Genomic DNA, 20,346 nt, shown 5'->3' with positions numbered 1-20,346 from the left:
ACGTCACTTCAAGGTCAAATAACTGACTTAGAGTCTTTCACAGTCAAACCCGTTTCACTGGTTTTATCCAGGAGCCGCGATGAAAGACAGCAAGTCATTGGTCAACAAACCATCGACATTTCACCCATCCTCCCGCCGCGCAGCCGAGTCCGTCATCAAGCTCAACGCCCTCTGGCTCTCGGATATTCACCTGGGCAGCATTGACTGCAAGGCCGAATATCTGCTGCATTTCCTAAACAGCGTTCAGCCCAAGGTGCTGTATCTGGTGGGGGACATAGTCGATATCTGGGCCCTCAAACGCCGGGTATTCTGGCCCGAGAGTCACAACCAACTGCTGCAAAAACTGCTGCAGATGGCACAAAGCGGCATCAAGCTGGTGTATCTGCCCGGCAACCATGATGAACTGTTTAAGGACTACCACCAGCTGCAACTCGCCGATGTCATTATCAGCAAAGAGTACCGACATCAAACCCTGAGTGGCAAAACCCTGCTGATGCTGCATGGTGATCAGTTTGACTCCGAAGTCTGTATCGGCCGCATCACCGCCCGCCTCGGCGATCACCTCTACGATGTCTTGATGTTTCTCAACCGCCAGTTGCACAAGGTTCGCCGCCGTCTCGGTTATCCCTATTGGTCTTTGGCCGGCTTTATCAAGCAAAGAGTCGGCAAGGCTCAACAAGCCATCAACAGTTTTCGCGAAGCCGTGGTGCGTTATGGCCGCAAGCAGAAGGTGGACGGCATCATCTGTGGCCATATTCACCAGCCGGAGCTCACGGAAATGAGCGGCTTTATCTATGCCAATGATGGTGACTGGGTAGAGAACTGCACCCTATTGACTGAAACCCTTGACGGCGAGCTGCAACTCGAGCGCTGGAATGAACAACTGGGCCGGACCGAAGTACTGAAACGCTTCGCCTGGCAGAGACAAGAACAACAAGCTGCTTAAATCAGGTACCCCATTATGATGTTTACCGTCGATAAAGTCGTGGAATCCAATCTGCCCAATATCAACAGCAAGCCTTGGCTCGCCAAGCCAACCAAGGCCTTACTGCGTTATCTGCTTAATGAGCGGGAGTGCAATGATATCGCCGGCCAATTCAGTTTTCTCAAGGGCGTGGATTTTGTTGAACAAGTGCTGGAAAGCTTTGCCGTCAGCTATACGGTGCCGGACAGTGAGGTGGAAAACATTCCCCATCAGGGCCGGGTCGTTATCTTCGCCAATCATCCAATAGGTTCGCTGGATGCTCTGGTGCTGATAAAACTAATCAGCGAAGTCAGGCCTGACATTAAAGTGGTTGCCAACGAGCTGCTGATGACACTGACGCCACTGCACAACATCCTGCTGCCGGTTCGCAATATGACTGGCGGAACCCCCAGACAACACCTGGAGAAGATCCATCAGCATCTGCGCAGTGAAGGCGCTGTGCTCATCTTTCCATCGGGTGAGGTTTCCCGGCTCAGACCAAGTGGCATTCGCGATACCCAGTGGCAAACCGGCTTCCTGAAGATGGCTATCAGCTGCAATGCGCCGCTGCTGCCCATGTATGTCGATGCCAAGAACTCGGCGACCTTTTACGGCGCTTCCATCTTGTATAAACCTTTGGCTACCCTGCTGTTGGTGAAGGAGATGTTTAAACAAGCCAGTAATACTCTGCCGGTACGTATCGGCGAGCTTATCCCGGCAGAAGCGGTCAGCGGCAGTGACTTCCCGCTCAAAACCCGGGTCAGTCTGCTGAAGAACCATCTCTATCGCATCGGCAAGAATCGTAGCCCACTTTTCAACACCCAGAGCGCCATCGCCCATCCGGAAAAACGTCGTGAGTTGCAGCAGGCTTTACTGCAGTGCGAGCAACTTGGTCAAACTCAGGATGACAAGCAGATTTTCCTCTATCGCCATCAGGGCTGCAGTCCTGTGATGCGGGAAATAGGTAGGCTGCGGGAACTGGCTTTTCGCGCAGTGGGTGAAGGTACAGGAAAACGCAGAGACATAGACAAATACGACTCCAGTTATCTACACCTGGTACTCTGGGATCCCAAGGAACTGGAGATAGTCGGCGCCTACCGCTTTGCCGAAGTTGCGAACTTGCACAGTGCCGGAGAAAGCCTCTACAGTGAGTCACTGTTTCACTATCAAGCTGAATTTGCACCCTATTTAGCCAAAGGCCTGGAACTCGGCCGCAGCTTTGTACAGCCTAAATATTGGGGGAAGCGCAGTCTCGATTACCTCTGGTACGGCATAGGTGCCTTTCTGGCTCGTCATCCCGGCTACCGCTATCTTTTCGGTCCGGTGACCATAAGCAACCAACTGCCGGCACCAGCCAAGGAGATGTTAGTACACTTCTACCTGCAGCAGTTTCCCTGTAAGACACAACTGGCACAGTCTTTCGCGCCTTTTGGTCTGTCACCTGAGCGCCAGACTGAGCTGGACAAACTCTATATCGATTCAGATTATCAAGACGCGTTTAAACAGCTCAAGCAGACCCTTGCCAGTATGGGCGCCGCTGTGCCAACTCTCTACAAGCAATACGGCGAACTTTGCCAGCCTGATGGGGTGCGCTTCCTCGCCTTTGGAGTGGATGCCGACTTTGCCGACTGTATCGATGGTTTGGTGCTGGTGGACTTGGACAAGCTCAAGTTCAAGAAACGCAGCCGCTATATCGATTGTCATCTGCAGGAGCTCAATCAGCAAGATGAAAATGCTCTGAGTTAGCATTATTGACAGGGCTCTGATATAACAAAGGAAAGGTTATGGAGGATCCCTATGCAGCTCTGCATCGCCGATATCATGATCACCCGAGTCGTCACTGTGGAAATGGACGACCGCCTGAGTGTGGCCAAAGAGATATTTCATCATGCAGGCTTTCATCACTTATTGGTAGTGAATGATGAAGGCAAACTGGAAGGCGTCTTGTCCGAGCGCGATCTACTGCGGGCCTTAAGCCCCAATCTTGGCAGCGATACCGCCACTAGCAGAGATCTGGAAACCCTCAATAAGCGGGTGCATCAAGTGATGAGCCGTAATCCTGTAACCGTTGCGCCACATCTAGGCTTGGCCCAGGCATCCAGACTACTGCTGGAGAAAGATATAGGTTCACTGCCGGTACTGGAAAACGGTGAGATTGTCGGCATAGTGACCTGGAAAGATCTATTGCGAGCCTATTGCTGTTAACCACAATAGGCTCAGACTTCATTCAAAGGCTTGGGTGAAAGCTATCTCAGAGTCATCTCATCCAACTTACGAGCCTTTTCAGAGCTGAACTCCTCATTAAGCAACACACATTCGCTGGCTTCCCTGATAAAGTAACGCTTGCCGCTATTATCCTTTAACGACTTACCGCTTAAACGCGCCATCAATAACGGCTGTTTTTCCAAGTCCCAGCGATAAAAGGCGATTTGCTCTCCCTTACTGGTGAGCAAGTGACACTTCACATCCTGCCGCTCGGCGGCTTGGGTTGTTAATAACATACCGGGCAGTAAGAGCAGCAAGCCGTATTTAATTGATTTCATCATTTCCAACACTCCGCAGAAGTGCCCCCCTTGACCCCGGCATCGGTCAAGGTCAGCGTCTTACATTTGCTGTCACGGCTGGCCTGTACTCCTTGCGCCGTCGCGGTCAGGGTAAAACTGCCGGTGCCGCTCGATGCTATGCTGTAATGGCCGTTCTCTGTTATAAAGGGATTGGCATTGAGTCCCAGTTTAGTCATATCCGTGGCATAAGTGCGATTATCCAAATAGTACTGCTCCTGCAGATTGGCCAGTCGCATCAAGGCCGCATGAGCCTCAGAGCGGGTACTCTTGGCAATATACTGGGTATAAGATGGATAAGCGATCGCCGCCAGAATGCCAAGTATCACCACAGTGATCATGACTTCTATCAGGGTAAAACCCACTGCTTTTTTCATCTCTTATCCTACTCATTTACATGGTAATAAATTTTATTGGTAGTCAGCCCCGTCTCCAATGCCACTGTACCGGAACAGTTTTCACCGTTTTCATCACATTCACCGCGACCAATAATCAAGGCGGCATCAGGATTGTCGGGATTATCCGGATCATCGGGATCTTTGGGCGGGGTAATAATCTTGGGCGGCTGAGGTATACAATCCTCACACACTTCCAAAAACTCGTAATTGTAACGCCCGCCTTTATGCAGGTCATAACGGTATAAACGACCGGTCGAGGAGATGAGACAGCTGTCTTCTGTTTCCGGTGTGGTTTGCGCAGGAACAAAAGAAGTGAAGTAGACATCGCCCTTAATAATGGCCGAAGGTGATAGGCTCTTTTCCCCATCGATGGAGAAGTTTCGGAACCAACCCAGCTTGGTACCGAACTCAATATTCTCGCTGTCACTGCTTGGCGCCGCCGATGTCACGTCATAAAGGTTGGCCAAGGTAATAGGGTTAGGCACAGTGGCGCCGGAACCGCCAAAGGTCTTGGTCACTACATTGCGATCTTGCAACACAAAGAACATATCCTCGGCATCGGTAGCCAATGGTGATGCCCTGTTACCGCTGCCGAGCGTGACGGCATCATAAGGTACATTTTGATAGGCCGTAGTCGTACTGGTATTACCATCAGCATCTGTCACTGTCACCTGGGTGACGTTGGTAAAGACCGTCTGAGCCACCACAGGTTCATAGAAGAAACGGCGATCAGAAGAAGCCAACGTCCCTCCCAAAGAAGCAAACTTAAAGCCACTCCAACTGGCGGTATTTTCAGAGGGCATATCCATGCGCCAGACATTTCCCCCGAGATCGGCTGCATACAGCCTGTCTGTAGCGCCATCACTGTTGCTGTCGAGGGTGGCTATTGAGCCGGCAATGCTGTGTTCTATGCCGGTCAACGCCGTGTTGCCATCGACACCAAAGCTATGCTTGAGTACCCCGGTTTCGGCGTCGACCAAGTAAACATTGCGGCCATCTGAGTTGCTGCCTGTGTTGGCGTCATACCCTAAATTATAACCGCCGCCAAAGATCACCACAGGCCTATCTGAACCCGGCACCTTAGTCACAACAGGTGTTGACCAAGTCTGCCCCATATTGACAAACCCGGCGCTATTGTTGTCAATCCGCCACATCATTTTGGGGGAATCGGGAGAAGTAACATCAAAAGCATAGTAGGAATTGCCTCCTCGACGCATACCGAAGAAGAGCCAAGCCTTAGTAATAACCCCTGAGTCGTTACGCTCCAGATAGGAAACCGGCGAGCCATCTATGCCATAAACGCTGTGGCCATTGGCAAAACTATTGTCCCTGAGTTCCTGCACATTACTGAGAAGCTCATAGGGCATAAAGGCCCAACTCTCTTCAACACTACTACCCGTGTCTTTGAAGGCATGCAACAAGCCATGGTTGGTGCCAACGAAAATCCGCACATTAGTGCTATCACCGCTGCTAAAGTCAATGGCAAGCGGTTGCGAGTGCATGGGATCCCCCATGATATCGCCGCGAACCCCGTTGTAGTCGTCAGAGGTAAACTCGCCGTTTTCATCTGTGTCGACATTTTTACCCTTGATCCACTCAAAGGCTTTTTCAAGTTCAGCATTTTCAGTACCAGCGGCAACACTCATGTTCATATGAGTCAACAAGTCAAGGTCACCACCGGCATAGCTGGAAGCCTGATTCTTGTTCAGGATTGCCAGGCCACCGCCGACCTTGATGTTACTGTAGATGGTACGGCTGTCGGGTACTATGGTTCTAGCGGCACCACCTTCCTGTACATCGTTGCCATCAGGCAGGGGCGAACAACGACTCCATAGACTGCAGGCCGTGTCGGCAATCCCTCCCGAACTTGAAATAGCCGGGGAACCATTAGCATCTATCAGTACCCCAGAGGAGTTCACCTTCAACTTCTTCAGGTTACCGGCCCACTTTGGCCCTTGAGATGGACTGAATAAGGCATAATAAGCGGAGTCCAGAGTACGGGTCGGGTCAGCATTACTGAAGGCTACTCCAGGTGCCGAAAACCTCTGTCCTTCGTCCGTAATACTGTCGAGCATGTTACTGAATGCTTGTTGCAAATCAGCAACACTGTTGGCGGCGCGGTATTCTCCATCCCCGCGCCTAGCAGTCTCTTCCAGCAAGGGCTCAGCTTCTGAGCCCTCCTCCAACGCAAAGCCTATGGTGTGAGTCACCACCCGTTGACGTTTTTCCGTATTTGGCAATATATCGTTATGCGCCATATAGCTGGCCAACGCCGGCAGATAGCTAATTTCTTCGCCATCTCTTCCTATGTAGGGATAAGGTGCGTAATTACCTTTGGAGTTAACTCCCGAAGCACTTGTCATGGATATAATTTCGTCATCGGCGGAGGAGTCCAGTGTTGGTACCCCATCGGTAATATAGATGACATAAGCAATATCACTACAGACACTCATGGGAGAGTCATAGTGACCATCAATCTCGATGGTCTCATCATACCTGGGGCGATTAGCAGTGTATTTTATACGGTAACCATTATAATCCCTGTCACTATGGCCAAAGGTAATGGGGCCGCCGCTGAAATATCGATAGGCTTCAAACAAGGTTTCACAAAGCGGTGTGTTGGTTTCGGCCGGCAGGTTTTCTACCGTGTTGATCAGGGCGTCTTTCTCAGGCGCGGTGCGGTTACGAATACCGGCTACGATTCGACCACCGTCCCTTTCACCTTCTGAATCAAAATTCATATTGAACACCGCCAGGCCGAAATCGACCGTTGGCATCGAACTTATCACCCCGGCGATAGCCGTTTGCGCTATCTCCAAACGACTGAGATCCTGAGCATCGTCCAGTTCGCCATTCTTATACAGGGTGTACCAACGCAGATAATTGTCTGTATAAAGGGTTACCAGCTCGCCTTGGTTGAAGCCCATAGACTGCGCATTGCCGAGTGCATTTGCCTCACTGCTATATGGAATATAGTTATTCCCGTCTTTGACGCTATTTTGTGGATAGCCATAACCATAAGTAACCCCATCTACTGTGATACCATTATTGCTTGGATTGGCGGCTTCAATATCTTCCCAACAGTCCACCGGGTTGTTCTTTTCGGCGCCACTGTTTTCTTTTATCTGTTGCCAGGTTCCCTTGGCATTACCGGAAAACACAAACTCGCGGATATAACCGGTAAAACGGCCATAAGTATCTAAAGCTTCTTTGGCTACGGCGCAACCATTGAGAGCATCGTTGAAACGGCGCGATTCCGAAGGGCTGTCCGGCACAGGTAATGAGCTGTCATCCATCCCGGAGCCGACGGTAAAGTAGATCATCCTTCCTTGATAGGAATTCGAAGAACCGACAGGGGGATACTCTTTTGTTGGATCATATCCTCCAGGCACGCCAGTCTCTATGGTATCCATTGATGCCGAATTATCAAAAATAATCAGCACCTTAGCCCGTCCCTGATTCGGCGGCGGGATCAAGTAAAGGTCTGTATCATCAGCCGAGACTTGCCCGGAAGCGCCCACCAGCACAAACAACAAACCGCATAAACACTTTTTGAGTTTCATGATCCGCTCCCGTTAAGCACTTCCTGCTCAACTCCTTCGATAACCGTCAGTTGTCCAAGATTATCCCGGCCATAACTTACCTGACTGGAAACTTCTAATCGCCGACATTTGATAAGATCGGTACCGCTAGCATCCCGACTACGTTGACAGGCAACATTTTTTGCATCGACACTGCCATCGCTCTTCAATGGCAGAGGCGTCAAAACCTGAGTGCCGCCCGAATAGTTGTTGCCTGTATCTATTGTTGTCATTGTCGCCAATTCTGCTTGGCTCTTGGCATTCAATACCGCCTGCAAACCACCGTCTGCCAAAGCCTTGGCTTCCACTCGCTCGGCACCAGCGCCGGCCATGCGCAGCGACTGACTGGAGTTAACCGCCAGTGCCACACCAATCAAGGTCAAAATAATCAGGAGGATAAGTGCAAAAAACAGTACGATGCCCCGCTGCTGTCTTATCTTCATCGGCCTAATTCCTTATCAACACAGGGTTTTCGAGTACCACTGTGGTCGAAACCACTTTACGGCGGAAGTTATCGCCGTCCCCATTGATGGCTCTGTTGCCGGTTTTATCGCCCAGAGAATATGTCGTGTTATTGGTGTAGCTGTTGTCCACCTCGGGAGAGCGCACCAATAGAAATATCCTCAGGGCCACAATCCGCTGAAACAGCTGGTTGTCCCACATCAAATCGGTCACATTCTGCACTGGCATAAAGCTATCAGCAGTATCATCACCATCCTCGTCAAATCCGTAAAGAATGCGCATATTCTCAATACCTTCGACCAAGGGTTCATCGATATTCATCCCTGTACTCGAGAGCGATTTGCGGGTCAAAACAGGTATACCGTTGTTGTCCTTAATAAAATAGACATGGTGTTGGTATTCCCACACCCTTTGGTTTTCAAGACCAGGATCGGTATTTTTAAAAAACACCGCCTGGCTAGCCGTTGTGGCGACCCGAAAACCACTGCTTGCACCTGGAGGGCCCACCAGGCGTTTGATCTGAATTACATCTGTCCCTGTTATCACTGAGTTGACACAGCTCAGCGAACCGGCGCTCACCCCAGCCTCATAGCCCCACAGGCGTCTAAAGTGGGCTGGCTGGCCGTTGGGCAGAGTGGCGTTGTTGAGCCCCTGTCCGATACAATCTGCCCCCACTGCATCATCGACCCGAGCATTGGTGCCCAGTACAAAGTCTGTCCCTGTCATATCACCAAAAAAGCCTACCTGACTCAGATCCGGCACCATGATGGCCAACGCAATACGGCCATTTTCCTGCAACTGATTGAACTGCCCGGTGGTGGTAACATTAGTGGCAGACATACTGAACATGGCAAACAAACCGAGCGCCAGGAAAAGACTGATGACCATGGCCACCATGAGCTCTACCAGAGAAAAACCCGACTGCTTTGAATTTTCCACACTCACCGCCTTAACCTTGATTGATCACTGTCTTGAGGATAAAGACCCGCCGACGCTTACCCAAACTATTGCCGCAGTCGGTCGTTTCATAAGCGGTACCAGCGGTTTCCTGTATGCCACGCCAAGCCATTACAATAGTGACATTGCTGCCATTGACATTCAGACAAGCGGTAGCGCTGTCGAGGCCGCCAACATTCTGGCTGCCGACAGCTTCAGCCGCGCCGGTAAAGAGTTCTTGCCATTGGTAAAGGTCCCAAGCTAATGTCTCGGCAGCATTGCAGGTCACCGTGGCGCCAAGGGCCACGTCGCAGGATTTGGCTGGAGCACTTCCGCCCCCAGAATAGGGGGAGCCGTCATCGTAATTACTCAGCACTGAGTTATTAAGCTTCATCCGATTGAGGATATCATTGGCAAAATAAGCCGCCTGAGTCTGCTGAAATGATTCAAAGCTGGCACGCTTAGCCACTATATGTAGATTAAATATCCCGATAAGCCCTATCACCAAAATGACGAGCGCTACCATAACCTCAATCAGAGAGAATCCCTCTCTCCGTTTTTTCATCCGCGTCAAATCTCCAGACAATGCCATGTTTTTGACAATAAATTCAGCCTATTAGTTCTTTAATATCTTATAGTTAGCTTAAGGCAATGATAATACCTGTTAATGATAGTTGAGTCGAATGTAAATCTCCAGTAACTATGTTCTCTAATAAATTCACGTTTTATAAGAGAAAATTTTCCATAAAAAAAAGAGGCTTAAAAAGCCTCTTTTTTAAACCCTGTTCTGCTATTGTCTATCGCAACTCGGCAGGCACGGCAAATACGGTATCTTCCTTACGCCCTTCAACTTCGGTCACCACGCTCGGAGCCAGTTTGGCTATGGCTTCAACCACCTGTTGCACCAATACTTCCGGCGCAGAGGCTCCGGCGGTAACCGCAACCCTAGCGACGTCATCGAACCACTCCCGTTCAACGTCATCGGCGTTATCCACTAGATAGGCCTGAGTACCGGACTTGAGCGCCAGCTCCCGCAATCTGTTAGAGTTGGAACTGTTCTTGGAACCAACCACAATCAGTAGGTCTACATCCTGTGCCATCTTACGCACCGCGTCCTGGCGATTTTGGGTGGCGTAGCAGATGTCGTCCTTACGGGGCCCTTCAATCGAAGGGAAGCGCTTCTGCAGCGCGGCAATAATATCCAGGGTATCATCCACCGACAGCGTGGTTTGGGTGACAAAGCAAAGATTGTCGCTATCCTTCACCTGCAGTGCATCCACATCGGCCGGAGACTCTATAAGATAGACGCCTCCGTCAGGGTTGTCATACTGCCCCATGGTACCTTCCACTTCGGGATGGCCGGCATGACCGATAAGAATGCACTCAATCCCCTTGCGACTGGCGCGAGTCACCTGCAGATGTACCTTAGTAACCAAAGGACAAGTCGCATCAAACACCTTAAGACCACGACGCTTGGCCTCGTTGCGCACCGCCTGTGACACCCCATGGGCACTGAAAATCACTATGCTGTTATCGGGCACTTGATCCAGTTCATCGACAAAAATAGCCCCGCGCTGTTTAAGATCTTCAACCACATAACGGTTATGCACCACTTCATGGCGCACATAGATAGGCGGGGAAAAGAGTTCCAACGCCCGCTCGACTATGCTGATGGCCCGGTCGACTCCGGCACAGAAGCCTCTGGGATTGGCCAATAAGATGTTAAGACCGGCAGGTTTTTCTACTGACATATCAAAGCTCCTGCAATACTTCCAGTTCAAAGGTCACCTGATGGCCCGCCAGCGGATGGTTCAGATCCACTGTGACAGAATCACCGGCTATCTCCCTCACTATTCCGGGTATTTCACTGCCGCCAGGGCCAGCGAAACTGACGATAACACCGGGTTCCAGCGTCATATCTGCCGGGAATCGGCTACGGTCCAGATGATGAATGGCATCGGGATTGGACTCGCCGAAAGCATCGGCAGGCGCCAGAGTAAAGCAGTGATTGTCACCAGTTTTCAACTTAAGAAGCTCAGCCTCAAACGCCGGACTCAGACTGCCGTCACCAATATTGAGCCGGGCAGGCTTACCAGACGCCTTTGTACTGTCTGCGGTCGAGCCGTCTTCCAGCAGGATATTCAAGTGACACAAGAGGGATTTCACATCAGACATCAGTTACTCCTTGGCTTCATTCTGCTTGGCAGCGGCCTTGTCTCCGCCGAAAAATGAATCCCAGATGATCAGGACTGCGCCAACACAGATAGCCGAGTCAGCGATATTGAATGCCGGGTAGTGGCTGGTTTTCCAGTAGAAATCGAGAAAATCCACCACAAAGCCATGCATCAGGCGATCAACAAGATTTCCCAGCGCGCCGCCAATCACCAGAGTATATGCCAGGTTTAGGCGCCATAATCCGGCCGATTGCCGTCTAAGCCAAACGGTCAGCAATACACTGAAGCCGACAGCGACGGCGGTAAATAACCAACGCTGCCAGCCACCGGCATCGCTGAGGAAGCTGAAGGCGGCACCATAGTTACGTACATAGGTCAGATTAAAGAAAGGCAACAGCTGCACCGACTCATACAGCTTGAAGTTCCCCAATACCCACTGTTTGGACAGCTGGTCGGCCAAAAAGACCAACACAGCCACCCAATACCAGCGCAGGCCACTCTGTTTCCAGTCTGCGGGCATGTTTATTATCCTCAGGCGAACAGGCGCTGTTCACCCTCTCCTTCGATATTGGTCACACAGCGGCCACACAGCAACGGATGCTCGGCGATCTGGCCAACGTCCTCTCTGTGGTGCCAGCAACGGTCGCACTTGGCCGCTTCTGACTTGGCAACGCTGAGCTTAAGTGATGCCAGCTCAGTTTCACGAGCATCGGCAGGCGCATCGGCGAGCGGCTTAACCACGGCCTTGGAAGTCAGCAGCACAAAGCGCAGTTCATCGCCCAGTTTGGCCAGAGCTTCGGTCAGCGCCGCATCGGCAAACAGAGTCACCTCGGCTTCCAGCGCGCCGCCGATCAGTTTATCGCGGCGGCCCTGCTCCAGCGCCTTGTTGACTTCATCACGAACCTGCAGCAACTGTGCCCAGTATTCATCACTCAGATCTGAGTCCAGCTGAACGGCCTTGAGGCCCTGGAACCACTCTTGAGTAAACACATAGGCGTCACGCTTACCCGGCAGCAACTGCCAGATTTCATCGGCAGTGAAGCTAAGGATAGGGGCAACCCAACGCACCATGGCTTCGGCAATCAGATACAGAGCCGACTGACAGCTGCGACGAGCGTGACCATCACGCTTGGCGGTGTACTGTCTGTCCTTGATGATATCCAGATAGAAGCTACCCAATTCAACCGAGCAGAATTGCATCAGCTTCTGAGTCACTATGTGGAAGTTATAGGCATCATAGGCTTCCAGCAACTCTTCCTGCAGTTTAGCGGCGCGGCGCACCACCCAGCGATCCAGCGCCACCATATCTTCGATGGCGATCATGTCTGTCTCTGGCTCAAAACCGCTCAGATTGGCCAGCAGGAAGCGGGCAGTGTTACGAATACGGCGATAAGCATCAGCACTACGGTTGAGGATCTCATCGGATACCGTCATTTCACCGCTGTAGTCGGTAGAAGCCACCCACAGACGCAGAATATCGGCACCCAGTTTGTTGGTTACCTGTTGTGGTGCAATCACGTTGCCGATGGACTTGGACATCTTGCGGCCCTTGCCATCCACGGTAAAGCCGTGAGTCAGTACCTGTTTGTATGGTGCCTTGCCATTCATGGCGGTTGAGATCATCAGTGATGACATGAACCAACCACGGTGCTGATCCGAGCCTTCCAGGTAGAGGTCAATTTCCTGCCCCTGGAATTCAGGACGGGCGGCAACCACAGAGGAGAAGGTAGAACCTGAGTCATACCAAACATCCAGAGTGTCGGTCACCTTGCGGTACTGGGCCGCATCTTCACCCAAGAGCTCAGACTCATCCAGATCCCACCAGGCTTGAATGCCCTGCTGCTCAATGCGATGAGCAACACGCTCCATCAAGGCCACGCTATCTGGATGCAGTTCTTCGGTTTCCTTGTGAACAAACAGAGTGATAGGCACACCCCAAGTACGCTGACGCGAGATACACCAGTCAGGACGGTTCTCGACCATCTTCTCAATCCGGCTCTGCCCCCAATCCGGGATCCATTGGGTCTGCTCGATTTCACCCATGGCCTTGGTGCGCAGACCTTTGTTATCCATGGAGATAAACCACTGCGGTGTAGCGCGGAAAATAATAGGTGTCTTGTGGCGCCAGCAGTGAGGGTAGCTGTGACGATAAGCTTCGCGGTGCAGCAAGGCACCTTTTTCCTGCAGCAAGGCGACAACTTCGTCGTTAGCCTTGAACACGTGCTTGCCGGCAAACAGCGGGGTATCCGCCTTGTAAACGCCGTTATCACCTACAGGGTTAGCCACTTCCAGACCGTACTTCTGACCAACCACAAAGTCGTCCTGACCGTGTCCAGGGGCAGTGTGTACCACGCCGGTACCGGATTCGGTGGTTACGTGTTCGCCAAGGATCGCCGGCACACTGAAATCATAGAAAGGGTGCTGGAACTGCATCAACTCAAGCTCGGCACCTTTGGTGCGGCCGAGGATCTGATGGCTCTTGACACCATAACGGGCGATACAACTTTCCAGCAGGGCTTCGGCCAGAATAACCGCTTGCTTGGCGCCGTCTTCAGACTCAATCTCCACCAGCACATAGTCCAAATCAGGACTCAGTGACAGCGCGCGGTTGGCAGGCAAGGTCCAAGGAGTAGTAGTCCAGATAACCATGGAGACTGGCGCTTGATACTCAGTAACCCCAAAAGCGGCTAGCACTTTAGCCTTGTCCACGGCAGCAAAGGCCACGTCTATAGCCGGTGAAGTCTTGTCTTCATATTCCACTTCGGCTTCGGCCAGGGCAGAACCACAGTCGGTACACCAATGCACCGGCTTAACCCCTTTGTGCAGGTGGCCATTGTCGATCACTTTAGCCAATGAGCGAATGATGTTGGCCTCAGTGCTGAAATCCATGGTCAGGTAAGGCTTGAACCAGTCACCGAGTACGCCGAGACGGATAAAGTCATTGCGCTGACCATCCACCTGTTTGGCGGCATACTTACGGCACTCGTCACGAAACTCAGCGGCAGAGATTTTCTGCCCGGGCTTACCAACTTTCTGTTCTACCTTGAGTTCGATTGGCAGACCATGGCAGTCCCAACCAGGCACATAAGGCGCATCAAACCCAGACAAAGTCTTGGATTTGATAATAATATCCTTGAGGATCTTGTTAACTGAGTGACCAATATGAATATCGCCATTCGCATATGGAGGGCCATCGTGCAGAATGAAAAGCTTGCGGCCAATACGGCTATCACGGATCTGTTGGTACAGATTCTCCTCGGTCCAGCGTTTCAACATCTCTGGCTCGCGATTTGCCAAATTACCACGCATCGGAAACTCGGTTTCCGGCAAATTCAAAGTTGATTTATAGTCGCTCATTGATCCTATACCATTAATTTAGCTAAGAGAGCTCAGCCTGCTTCATTGCTGAGTAAGGCGCGAGCCTCATCAGCGTCATTCATTATTTGTTTCTTAAGTGCCTCAAGGGACTCGAACGGTTTCTCGTCACGGATCTTGGCCACTAATTCCACTTCTACTTTACGCCCGTAGAGGTCACCTTCAAAGTCAAACAGGTGCACTTCCAACTGGCAGTTTTGTCCTTGAACCGTGGGGCGAAAACCCACATTGGCAACGCCATCGTATTGTTCGCTACCATCCCACCAGAGCCTGACCGCAAACACGCCCCTTACAGGAACCACCTTGCGCTTCATCGCAATATTGGCGGTGGGGAATCCCAGCGTCCGACCCAGCTTTTTGCCATGGGCCACCTTACCACTGAGAGTATAGGGATGTCCCAATAAACGTCTGGCCTGTTCAAGATTGCCCTTGGCCAACGCTTCTCTGACCATGGTGGAACTGACCCTATGATCGCCAACCAAGAAGCTCTGAGTACTGACTACCGCAAAACCATGCTGTTCGCCAGCTGCGCGAAGCAGTTCAAAGTTTCCCTGACGCGCCCGTCCAAAACAGAAATCGTCACCGACCACCAGATACTTGACCCCGAGTTTACGCACCAGCAGTTCTTCAACAAACTCCTTGGCCGGCATCTGGGCAAACTTTTGATTGAAGTTGACACACACAAGCCTGTCGATTCCAAGCTCACCCAGCAACCTAACCTTATCACGAAGCAGGCTAAGACGAGCCGGTGCATCCTGGCCTCGAAACAGTTCCTGTGGTTGCGGTTCAAAAGTCATCAGGGTTGCAGGCAAGCCAAAATGACGCGCCTTCTTGACCAGATTGGCTATCACCTCGGCATGGCCCCTGTGTACACCATCAAAGTTACCTATGGTTAGCACACAACCACGATGGGCCGGCAATATATTGTATATTCCGCGAATCAGTTCCATTAAATCAACGACCGCTCAAGCGTAAATTGGCGGATTATATAACAGCTCGGCAGCAGAATCAGCCCTCAGTTCCTGGCTTTGAGACGCCAGGGATGGATCCCAAGCAGCACCAGTGCGATAAAATACCCCAGAGCGCCACCTAAGATCAGGGCAAACAGATGGCTCATTCGTTCAATCAGCGACCAATCCAGCCATTGGGCCTGCTCGGGAGAAAAATAGAGCAACAGGGCCACCATCACGACAGTTGCAAGTAACGTCTTGATAAAAAAGATGATAGTTTGCTTGCTGACTCTGTAAACACCGGCCAAGTGTAAACCGCGATATAACAGGGAGGCATTGAGTAAAGCAGACAGCGAGGTGGCGATGGCCAACCCCACATATCCAAATGGCACGGCAAAAATTATATTGAACCCCATGTTGCTAACCATAGCTATGATGCCATAGCGAACCGGCGTCTTGGTGTCTTGACGAGCATAATATCCAGGTGCCAACACCTTGATCAGCATAAAACTCAATAACCCGGTACCGTAAGCGATCAAAGAATAGGAAGCCATTTCCACATCACTGACCCCAAAGGCGCCACGCATAAAAAGCACCATCAACATCGGCTGAGCCAAGACAATCAGTCCCATCATGGCCGGCAATCCCAACAGTACAATGGCGCGGATGCCCCAGTCCATGGTACGACCAAATCCCTCCCCCTCGGCATTAACATGTTTCTTGGATAAGGCCGGCAAAATAACGGTAGCAATAGCAATACCAAACAGTCCTAGTGGGAACTCCAACAGACGGTCTGAATAATAGAGCCAACTGATGGAGCCTGTGACCAAAAAACTGGCGATAAAAGTATCCAGCAGCAGGTTAATTTGTGATACAGAAACACCAAATAACGCCGGGATCATCAGGGTGCGGATTTTAACCACTCCGGGATGATTCCAGCCCCAAGAGGGCTTGGCCAGAGCTCTCTCTTGCAGCAGAAAAGGAATTTGAAACAGAAACTGGATCACACCACCGAAGAATACCCCCCAGGCCAGACCTATCTCGGGTTTGTCTAGGGTCGGGCTCAGCCACAGAGCCGCCGCAATAATGGCGACATTGAGAAATACCGGAGTAAAAGCCGAAACCGCGAATCGGCCACGGGTATTGAGAATAGAGCCAGCCAAGGCGGTAAAAGTGATAAACCAAAGATAGGGGAAGGTGATCTTCAACATTAACGATGCCAGTTCAAACTTGGCGCCGTCAGGCTCGTCATTGACCCAGGCCATAAACCAACCGGCACCGAACAAAGCTGTCAGTATTGGTGAAGCCAAAACCCCAATCAGAGTCACTACTGTCACCAACAAGCCCAAGGTACCGGCAACCTTAGATAATAAGAGCTTAACCTCTTCGCTGGACTCTTTCTCCTGATATTGGGTTAATACAGGCACAAAGGCCTGAGCAAAGGCCCCTTCTGCAAACAAGCGCCGCAGAAAGTTGGGGATCTTGTTGGCAAAAAAGAATACATCGGCACTGCTGCCTGCGCCCATCAAATTGGCGACTACTACATCCCGTACCAACCCCAAAACACGGGAAATCAAGGTCATGACACTCACTATTGCGCCAGACCGTACCAATTTTTTGCTCAAATATTCCCCCAGAAGACCTCGGCTACCATCTATGGTAACAAGTCTCAAAAATTCCACTTAAGCTCTGTCACATGCCAGCATTTGCTGGTAGAATTGCGCCACATCTTACACGAGTTGGGTTGAGGATCGCCAAATCGGGTTGAATTAATTTATCTTTATGATGGATATTCAATCATTGTCATTGACAAAGTGGTGAAAACCGGGCATTCTCCTCGGCCTTTAAAAGTATCAAATCCAGTTTTTAGGAGTTGCACCTTGGCTAATAGCAAGACTGCAAAGAAGCGCGCGCTTCAATCAGAAAAGCGTCGTCAACACAACGCTAGCCGTCGCTCTATGTTGCGTACCTACGTGAAAAAAGTTATCGCTGCTATCAAAGCTGGCGATCACAAAGCGGCTACTGAAGCTTTCGCTGTTGCACAACCCATTCTTGACCGTATGGCAACCAAAGGCCTGATCCACAAGAACAAGGCTGCCCGTCATAAGGCTCGTCTGAACGCTCGTATCAAAGCACTAGCTGCTTAATTCGATACCAGCATAAAAAAAACCGGCAATTGCCGGTTTTTTTATACCCCAAATTCAATAACATCAATGACAATAGATGTTATTCAACAGCTTGATGATTTCGCGCACTTCTTCACTCTTGAGCGAATAATACACTGTCTGGGCTTCTTTACGGGTAGCCACTAGATTGTCTTTACGCAACCACGCCAGATGCTGAGACAACGCCGACTGGCTCAAGCCCAGTTTCTTGTTCATTTCCCCAACGCACATCTCTCCCTCACTCAGGAGATAGCACAGAATAAATAAACGCCTCTCATTGGCCAGTGCCTTTAATAATACGACGGCATGGTCCGCTCGCTGCTGCATTAACTCTATATTCATGACGAGCCTATTCTCCTAATACAAACTCCGTCCCTAATATAGCCTTGCCTTACGGAGATAGTCGGGACATAAAGCACACTTTTTGTTAGATTGTTTTCAAAAATGGGACGTACCTAATAAAAACAAAGGAAACACATGAAAAACCATCAAACCGCCCTGTTACTTTTCCTACTTATTCCATCACTTATTGGTTGCCAATCGACCATTCCTTCCGATACAAATCAACTGCTTGCAGAATCTTTGCAACAAAAAGCTCTCAGTTCAGATCTCGGTTTCCAAATTGTGGAATCTTTGACAGTAGAAGTCGGTCCTCGCCTCGCAGGCAGCCCCAAAGACGCCATGGCAGTTGCCTGGGCGGAGAAAAAATTGCAGTCATTGGGTTTTGACCGAGTCTATAAGGAAGCGGTGGAAGTCCCGGTATGGGAACGTGGTAAGGCCAGTGCCAGCATAGTGGCGCCCTTCCAGCAACCTCTGGTCATCACGGCCTTAGGAGGGAGTGTTGCTACCCCGGCAGAAGGTATCACGGCCAAGATAGTTCGCTTCGATGACTTAAACGCATTGAAAAATGCCAATCCTGATGATGTTGCCGGGAAAATTGTCTTTATCGATCAAAAAACCGAACGTCACAAAACGGGTAAAGGTTACGGCAAGAGCGTTGGTGGCCGCTCACGAGGCGCTATAGAGGCAGCGCGAAAAGGTGCCTTGGCAATAGTTATCCGTTCGATAGGTACAGACCACGACCGTATGGCCCATACCGGCACCATGCATTATGAAGAAGGCTTAAAGCGGATCCCGGCGGCGGCCATGTCGGCGCCGGATGCCGATCTTATCAACGCCATGCTTAAGCGTTCTGCCGATATCACCCTCGCGTTGAATATGTCTCCCGAAAACAAGGGCAGCGCCATTTCCTATAACGTCATAGCAGAAGTCACCGGCAGCAGTAAGCCAGATGAGATCGTGCTGATTGGGGCTCATCTGGATTCCTGGGATGAAGGCACAGGAGCCATAGATGACGGTGCCGGAGTCGCGATTGTCACCGCGGCCGCTAAGCTTATACAAGATTTGCCGGTAAAACCGGCTCGGACGGTACGAGTCGTGCTCTATGCGGCCGAAGAGCTCGGCTTGGTTGGTGGCAAGGCTTATGCCAAGGCCCACGCGGCAGCGCTGGATAAACACTATATCGCAGCCGAATCGGATTTCGGGGCTGGCCCTATCTACCGCATCGACTTTCAGGTCAATGAACAAGTACTGCCCAAACTACAGCAACTGACCCAAGTGATGCAGCGAAACGGCGTAGCCGCCGGTGACAACAGCGCCTACGGTGGCCCGGATATTTCCATGCTGCCAGCCAGTGGCGTTCCTGTGGCCTCCCTGCGCCAGGATGGTACCGATTACTTCGACTACCACCATACCCCCAACGATACCCTGGACAAGATAGATCCCAAGGCGCTGGCACAAAACATTGCGGCCTATGCCCAGTTCGCCTATTTGATGGCACAGTCTGAACTGGAACTGCGACCGCTGCCTGCCAAATAGTAAATCACACGCTTTAGAAGCAAAAAGCCGTTCAACAATGAACGGCTTTCTTATTTCTATATATCAGAAAGGGTTATCAACTCTGCTCTTCCCGCAGAAACACAGGAGTATCGGGGCTAGAATCGGTTTCACTGTAATAATAGCCAGCGCTATTAAATGCCTTTAACCGCTCCAAACTCTGTTCCTCTTGCTCCAACAGGTAGCGAGCCATCATGCCTCTGGCCTTCTTGGCATAAAAGCTGATGACCTTATACTGCCCATTTTTGCAGTCTTTAAACACTGGCGTGATAATACGCCCGGCAATCTGCTTGGGTTTAACCGCTTTGAAGTACTCGTTGGACGCCAAATTCACCACAATATCATCCCCTTGCTGAACCAATGCCTGATTAATGGCATCTGTGATGATATCGCCCCAAAAGGCGTACAGGTTACTGCCCCTGGGATTCACCAAAGAGGTACCCATTTCCAGCCGATAGGCTTGCATCAAGTCCAGAGGCCTCAACAGGCCATAGAGACCTGACAAAATACGCAGATGCTGCTGGGCTCTTACAACCGTATCAGGCGAAAGAGTGTCGGCATCCAGCCCGGTATAAACATCACCACGGAAAGCGTAGAGTGCTTGCTTGGCATTTTCCGGGGTAAAATCAGGTTGCCACTCGGCGAATCGGGCGGCATTCAAGCCAGCAATCTTGTCACTGACTTTCATCAAAGAAGCAATATTGGCTGGAGTCAGGTCCCGACAAACCTGAATAAGCTCGCTACTATGCTCGAGAAACTGTGGCAGGCTATATTCAGACACTGCCGCAGGGTTGTCATAATCCAGGGTCTTGGCCGGTGAAACCAAAATCAGCATATTCACTCCGTCTAATTGGTATAGAACCAACTATGATACTGGGATGAAA

At 50.9% G+C, this 20,346-nt stretch carries 19 protein-coding genes; 5 read left to right on the top strand and 14 right to left on the bottom strand.

Going from position 1 to position 20,346, the window contains the following annotated elements; all coding sequences use genetic code 11:
• Window positions 1–79: 79 nt before the first annotated feature.
• From K5621_RS06065 to K5621_RS06055, 3 genes are read left to right on the top strand one after another with little or no spacing between them, the layout of a single operon-like run.
• Entirely contained in the window at window positions 80–946 is an 867-nt protein-coding gene (locus K5621_RS06065) for a UDP-2,3-diacylglucosamine diphosphatase (RefSeq protein ID WP_221050698.1), read from the top strand.
• Between the two features lie 15 nt (window positions 947–961).
• Window positions 962–2,710: a bifunctional ornithine lipid synthase OlsF gene (gene olsF / locus K5621_RS06060; RefSeq protein ID WP_280638583.1), complete on the top strand. Its 1,749-nt coding sequence runs from the start codon at window positions 962–964 to the stop codon at window positions 2,708–2,710.
• 51 nt (window positions 2,711–2,761) lie between these two features.
• Complete coding sequence (locus tag K5621_RS06055) at window positions 2,762–3,169, top strand: CBS domain-containing protein (RefSeq protein WP_219012087.1); 408 nt, start codon at window positions 2,762–2,764, stop codon at window positions 3,167–3,169.
• Window positions 3,170–3,210: 41 nt separating this feature from the next.
• Here K5621_RS06055 and K5621_RS06050 read toward each other — a convergent pair whose 3' ends face one another.
• The 12 genes from K5621_RS06050 to murJ form a co-directional block, all read right to left on the bottom strand.
• Entirely contained in the window at window positions 3,211–3,510 is a 300-nt protein-coding gene (locus K5621_RS06050; protein WP_157929019.1) for a TapY2 family type IVa secretion system protein, read from the bottom strand.
• Window positions 3,507–3,902 (bottom strand): type IV pilin protein, encoded by a 396-nt coding sequence (locus K5621_RS06045; protein ID WP_100141993.1) that lies wholly within the window; start codon window positions 3,900–3,902, stop codon window positions 3,507–3,509. Before K5621_RS06045 ends, K5621_RS06050 begins: the two co-directional genes overlap by 4 nt.
• A gap of 8 nt (window positions 3,903–3,910) precedes the next feature.
• Window positions 3,911–7,486 (bottom strand): pilus assembly protein, encoded by a 3,576-nt coding sequence (locus K5621_RS06040; protein ID WP_221050697.1) that lies wholly within the window; start codon window positions 7,484–7,486, stop codon window positions 3,911–3,913.
• Window positions 7,483–7,941, bottom strand: coding sequence for a PilX N-terminal domain-containing pilus assembly protein (locus K5621_RS06035; protein ID WP_221051128.1), 459 nt, complete (start codon window positions 7,939–7,941; stop codon window positions 7,483–7,485). The genes K5621_RS06040 and K5621_RS06035 overlap by 4 nt, the downstream gene beginning before the upstream one ends.
• A gap of 10 nt (window positions 7,942–7,951) precedes the next feature.
• Entirely contained in the window at window positions 7,952–8,911 is a 960-nt protein-coding gene (locus tag K5621_RS06030) for a PilW family protein (RefSeq protein WP_425332455.1), read from the bottom strand.
• A 4-nt stretch (window positions 8,912–8,915) separates the two neighbouring features.
• Window positions 8,916–9,467, bottom strand: coding sequence for a type IV pilus modification protein PilV (gene pilV, locus K5621_RS06025; RefSeq protein ID WP_100141996.1), 552 nt, complete (start codon window positions 9,465–9,467; stop codon window positions 8,916–8,918).
• Window positions 9,468–9,699: 232 nt separating this feature from the next.
• The gene (ispH, locus tag K5621_RS06020; protein WP_221050695.1) at window positions 9,700–10,653 is read right to left on the bottom strand and encodes a 4-hydroxy-3-methylbut-2-enyl diphosphate reductase; all 954 of its coding nucleotides are present in this window, start codon (window positions 10,651–10,653) and stop codon (window positions 9,700–9,702) included.
• Window position 10,654: 1 nt separating this feature from the next.
• The gene (gene fkpB / locus K5621_RS06015; RefSeq protein ID WP_221050694.1) at window positions 10,655–11,077 is read right to left on the bottom strand and encodes an FKBP-type peptidyl-prolyl cis-trans isomerase; all 423 of its coding nucleotides are present in this window, start codon (window positions 11,075–11,077) and stop codon (window positions 10,655–10,657) included.
• 3 nt (window positions 11,078–11,080) lie between these two features.
• Window positions 11,081–11,596: a signal peptidase II gene (gene lspA, locus K5621_RS06010; RefSeq protein WP_100141999.1), complete on the bottom strand. Its 516-nt coding sequence runs from the start codon at window positions 11,594–11,596 to the stop codon at window positions 11,081–11,083.
• A gap of 11 nt (window positions 11,597–11,607) precedes the next feature.
• Window positions 11,608–14,433 carry an isoleucine--tRNA ligase gene (gene ileS / locus K5621_RS06005; RefSeq protein ID WP_221050693.1) on the bottom strand — a complete coding sequence of 942 codons (2,826 nt, stop codon included), beginning with the start codon at window positions 14,431–14,433 and terminating at the stop codon, window positions 11,608–11,610.
• A gap of 32 nt (window positions 14,434–14,465) precedes the next feature.
• Window positions 14,466–15,401: a bifunctional riboflavin kinase/FAD synthetase gene (gene ribF / locus K5621_RS06000; protein WP_100142001.1), complete on the bottom strand. Its 936-nt coding sequence runs from the start codon at window positions 15,399–15,401 to the stop codon at window positions 14,466–14,468.
• A 65-nt stretch (window positions 15,402–15,466) separates the two neighbouring features.
• Window positions 15,467–17,026, bottom strand: a complete 1,560-nt coding sequence (murJ, locus tag K5621_RS05995) for a murein biosynthesis integral membrane protein MurJ (protein WP_221050692.1) — start codon at window positions 17,024–17,026, stop codon at window positions 15,467–15,469.
• 255 nt (window positions 17,027–17,281) lie between these two features.
• Here murJ and rpsT point away from each other — a divergent pair, with 255 nt between their 5' ends.
• The gene (gene rpsT / locus K5621_RS05990; RefSeq protein ID WP_025011908.1) at window positions 17,282–17,548 is read left to right on the top strand and encodes a 30S ribosomal protein S20; all 267 of its coding nucleotides are present in this window, start codon (window positions 17,282–17,284) and stop codon (window positions 17,546–17,548) included.
• A 63-nt stretch (window positions 17,549–17,611) separates the two neighbouring features.
• On the opposite strand, the gene K5621_RS05985 is transcribed toward rpsT, so the two are convergent.
• The gene (locus K5621_RS05985) at window positions 17,612–17,908 is read right to left on the bottom strand and encodes an ArsR/SmtB family transcription factor (RefSeq protein ID WP_025011907.1); all 297 of its coding nucleotides are present in this window, start codon (window positions 17,906–17,908) and stop codon (window positions 17,612–17,614) included.
• Window positions 17,909–18,043: 135 nt separating this feature from the next.
• On the opposite strand from K5621_RS05985, the gene K5621_RS05980 reads away from it, so the two are divergent.
• The gene (locus tag K5621_RS05980; RefSeq protein ID WP_221050691.1) at window positions 18,044–19,444 is read left to right on the top strand and encodes a M20/M25/M40 family metallo-hydrolase; all 1,401 of its coding nucleotides are present in this window, start codon (window positions 18,044–18,046) and stop codon (window positions 19,442–19,444) included.
• Between the two features lie 76 nt (window positions 19,445–19,520).
• Here the strand turns inward: K5621_RS05980 and yaaA are convergent, their stop codons facing one another.
• Entirely contained in the window at window positions 19,521–20,297 is a 777-nt protein-coding gene (gene yaaA / locus K5621_RS05975) for a peroxide stress protein YaaA (RefSeq protein WP_221050690.1), read from the bottom strand.
• Between the last annotated feature and the right edge of the window lie 49 nt (window positions 20,298–20,346).

This window comes from Shewanella carassii, assembly GCF_019670705.1.
Classification (GTDB): domain Bacteria; phylum Pseudomonadota; class Gammaproteobacteria; order Enterobacterales; family Shewanellaceae; genus Shewanella; species Shewanella carassii.
This window is presented reverse-complemented; position numbering and strand designations above follow the sequence as displayed.

What these genes read in the sequence shown, in the direction of transcription:
- K5621_RS06065 (WP_221050698.1), top strand. Translation starts at nt 80, where the DNA reads ATGAAAGACAGCAAGTCATTGGTCAACAAACCATCGACATTTCACCCA.
- olsF (WP_280638583.1), top strand. Translation starts at nt 962, where the DNA reads ATGATGTTTACCGTCGATAAAGTCGTGGAATCCAATCTGCCCAATATC.
- K5621_RS06055 (WP_219012087.1), top strand. Translation starts at nt 2,762, where the DNA reads ATGCAGCTCTGCATCGCCGATATCATGATCACCCGAGTCGTCACTGTG.
- K5621_RS06050 (WP_157929019.1), bottom strand. Translation starts at nt 3,510, where the DNA reads ATGATGAAATCAATTAAATACGGCTTGCTGCTCTTACTGCCCGGTATG.
- K5621_RS06045 (WP_100141993.1), bottom strand. Translation starts at nt 3,902, where the DNA reads ATGAAAAAAGCAGTGGGTTTTACCCTGATAGAAGTCATGATCACTGTG.
- K5621_RS06040 (WP_221050697.1), bottom strand. Translation starts at nt 7,486, where the DNA reads ATGAAACTCAAAAAGTGTTTATGCGGTTTGTTGTTTGTGCTGGTGGGC.
- pilV (WP_100141996.1), bottom strand. Translation starts at nt 9,467, where the DNA reads ATGAAAAAACGGAGAGAGGGATTCTCTCTGATTGAGGTTATGGTAGCG.
- ispH (WP_221050695.1), bottom strand. Translation starts at nt 10,653, where the DNA reads ATGTCAGTAGAAAAACCTGCCGGTCTTAACATCTTATTGGCCAATCCC.
- fkpB (WP_221050694.1), bottom strand. Translation starts at nt 11,077, where the DNA reads ATGTCTGATGTGAAATCCCTCTTGTGTCACTTGAATATCCTGCTGGAA.
- lspA (WP_100141999.1), bottom strand. Translation starts at nt 11,596, where the DNA reads ATGCCCGCAGACTGGAAACAGAGTGGCCTGCGCTGGTATTGGGTGGCT.
- ileS (WP_221050693.1), bottom strand. Translation starts at nt 14,433, where the DNA reads ATGAGCGACTATAAATCAACTTTGAATTTGCCGGAAACCGAGTTTCCG.
- ribF (WP_100142001.1), bottom strand. Translation starts at nt 15,401, where the DNA reads ATGGAACTGATTCGCGGAATATACAATATATTGCCGGCCCATCGTGGT.
- K5621_RS05985 (WP_025011907.1), bottom strand. Translation starts at nt 17,908, where the DNA reads ATGAATATAGAGTTAATGCAGCAGCGAGCGGACCATGCCGTCGTATTA.
- K5621_RS05980 (WP_221050691.1), top strand. Translation starts at nt 18,044, where the DNA reads ATGAAAAACCATCAAACCGCCCTGTTACTTTTCCTACTTATTCCATCA.
- yaaA (WP_221050690.1), bottom strand. Translation starts at nt 20,297, where the DNA reads ATGCTGATTTTGGTTTCACCGGCCAAGACCCTGGATTATGACAACCCT.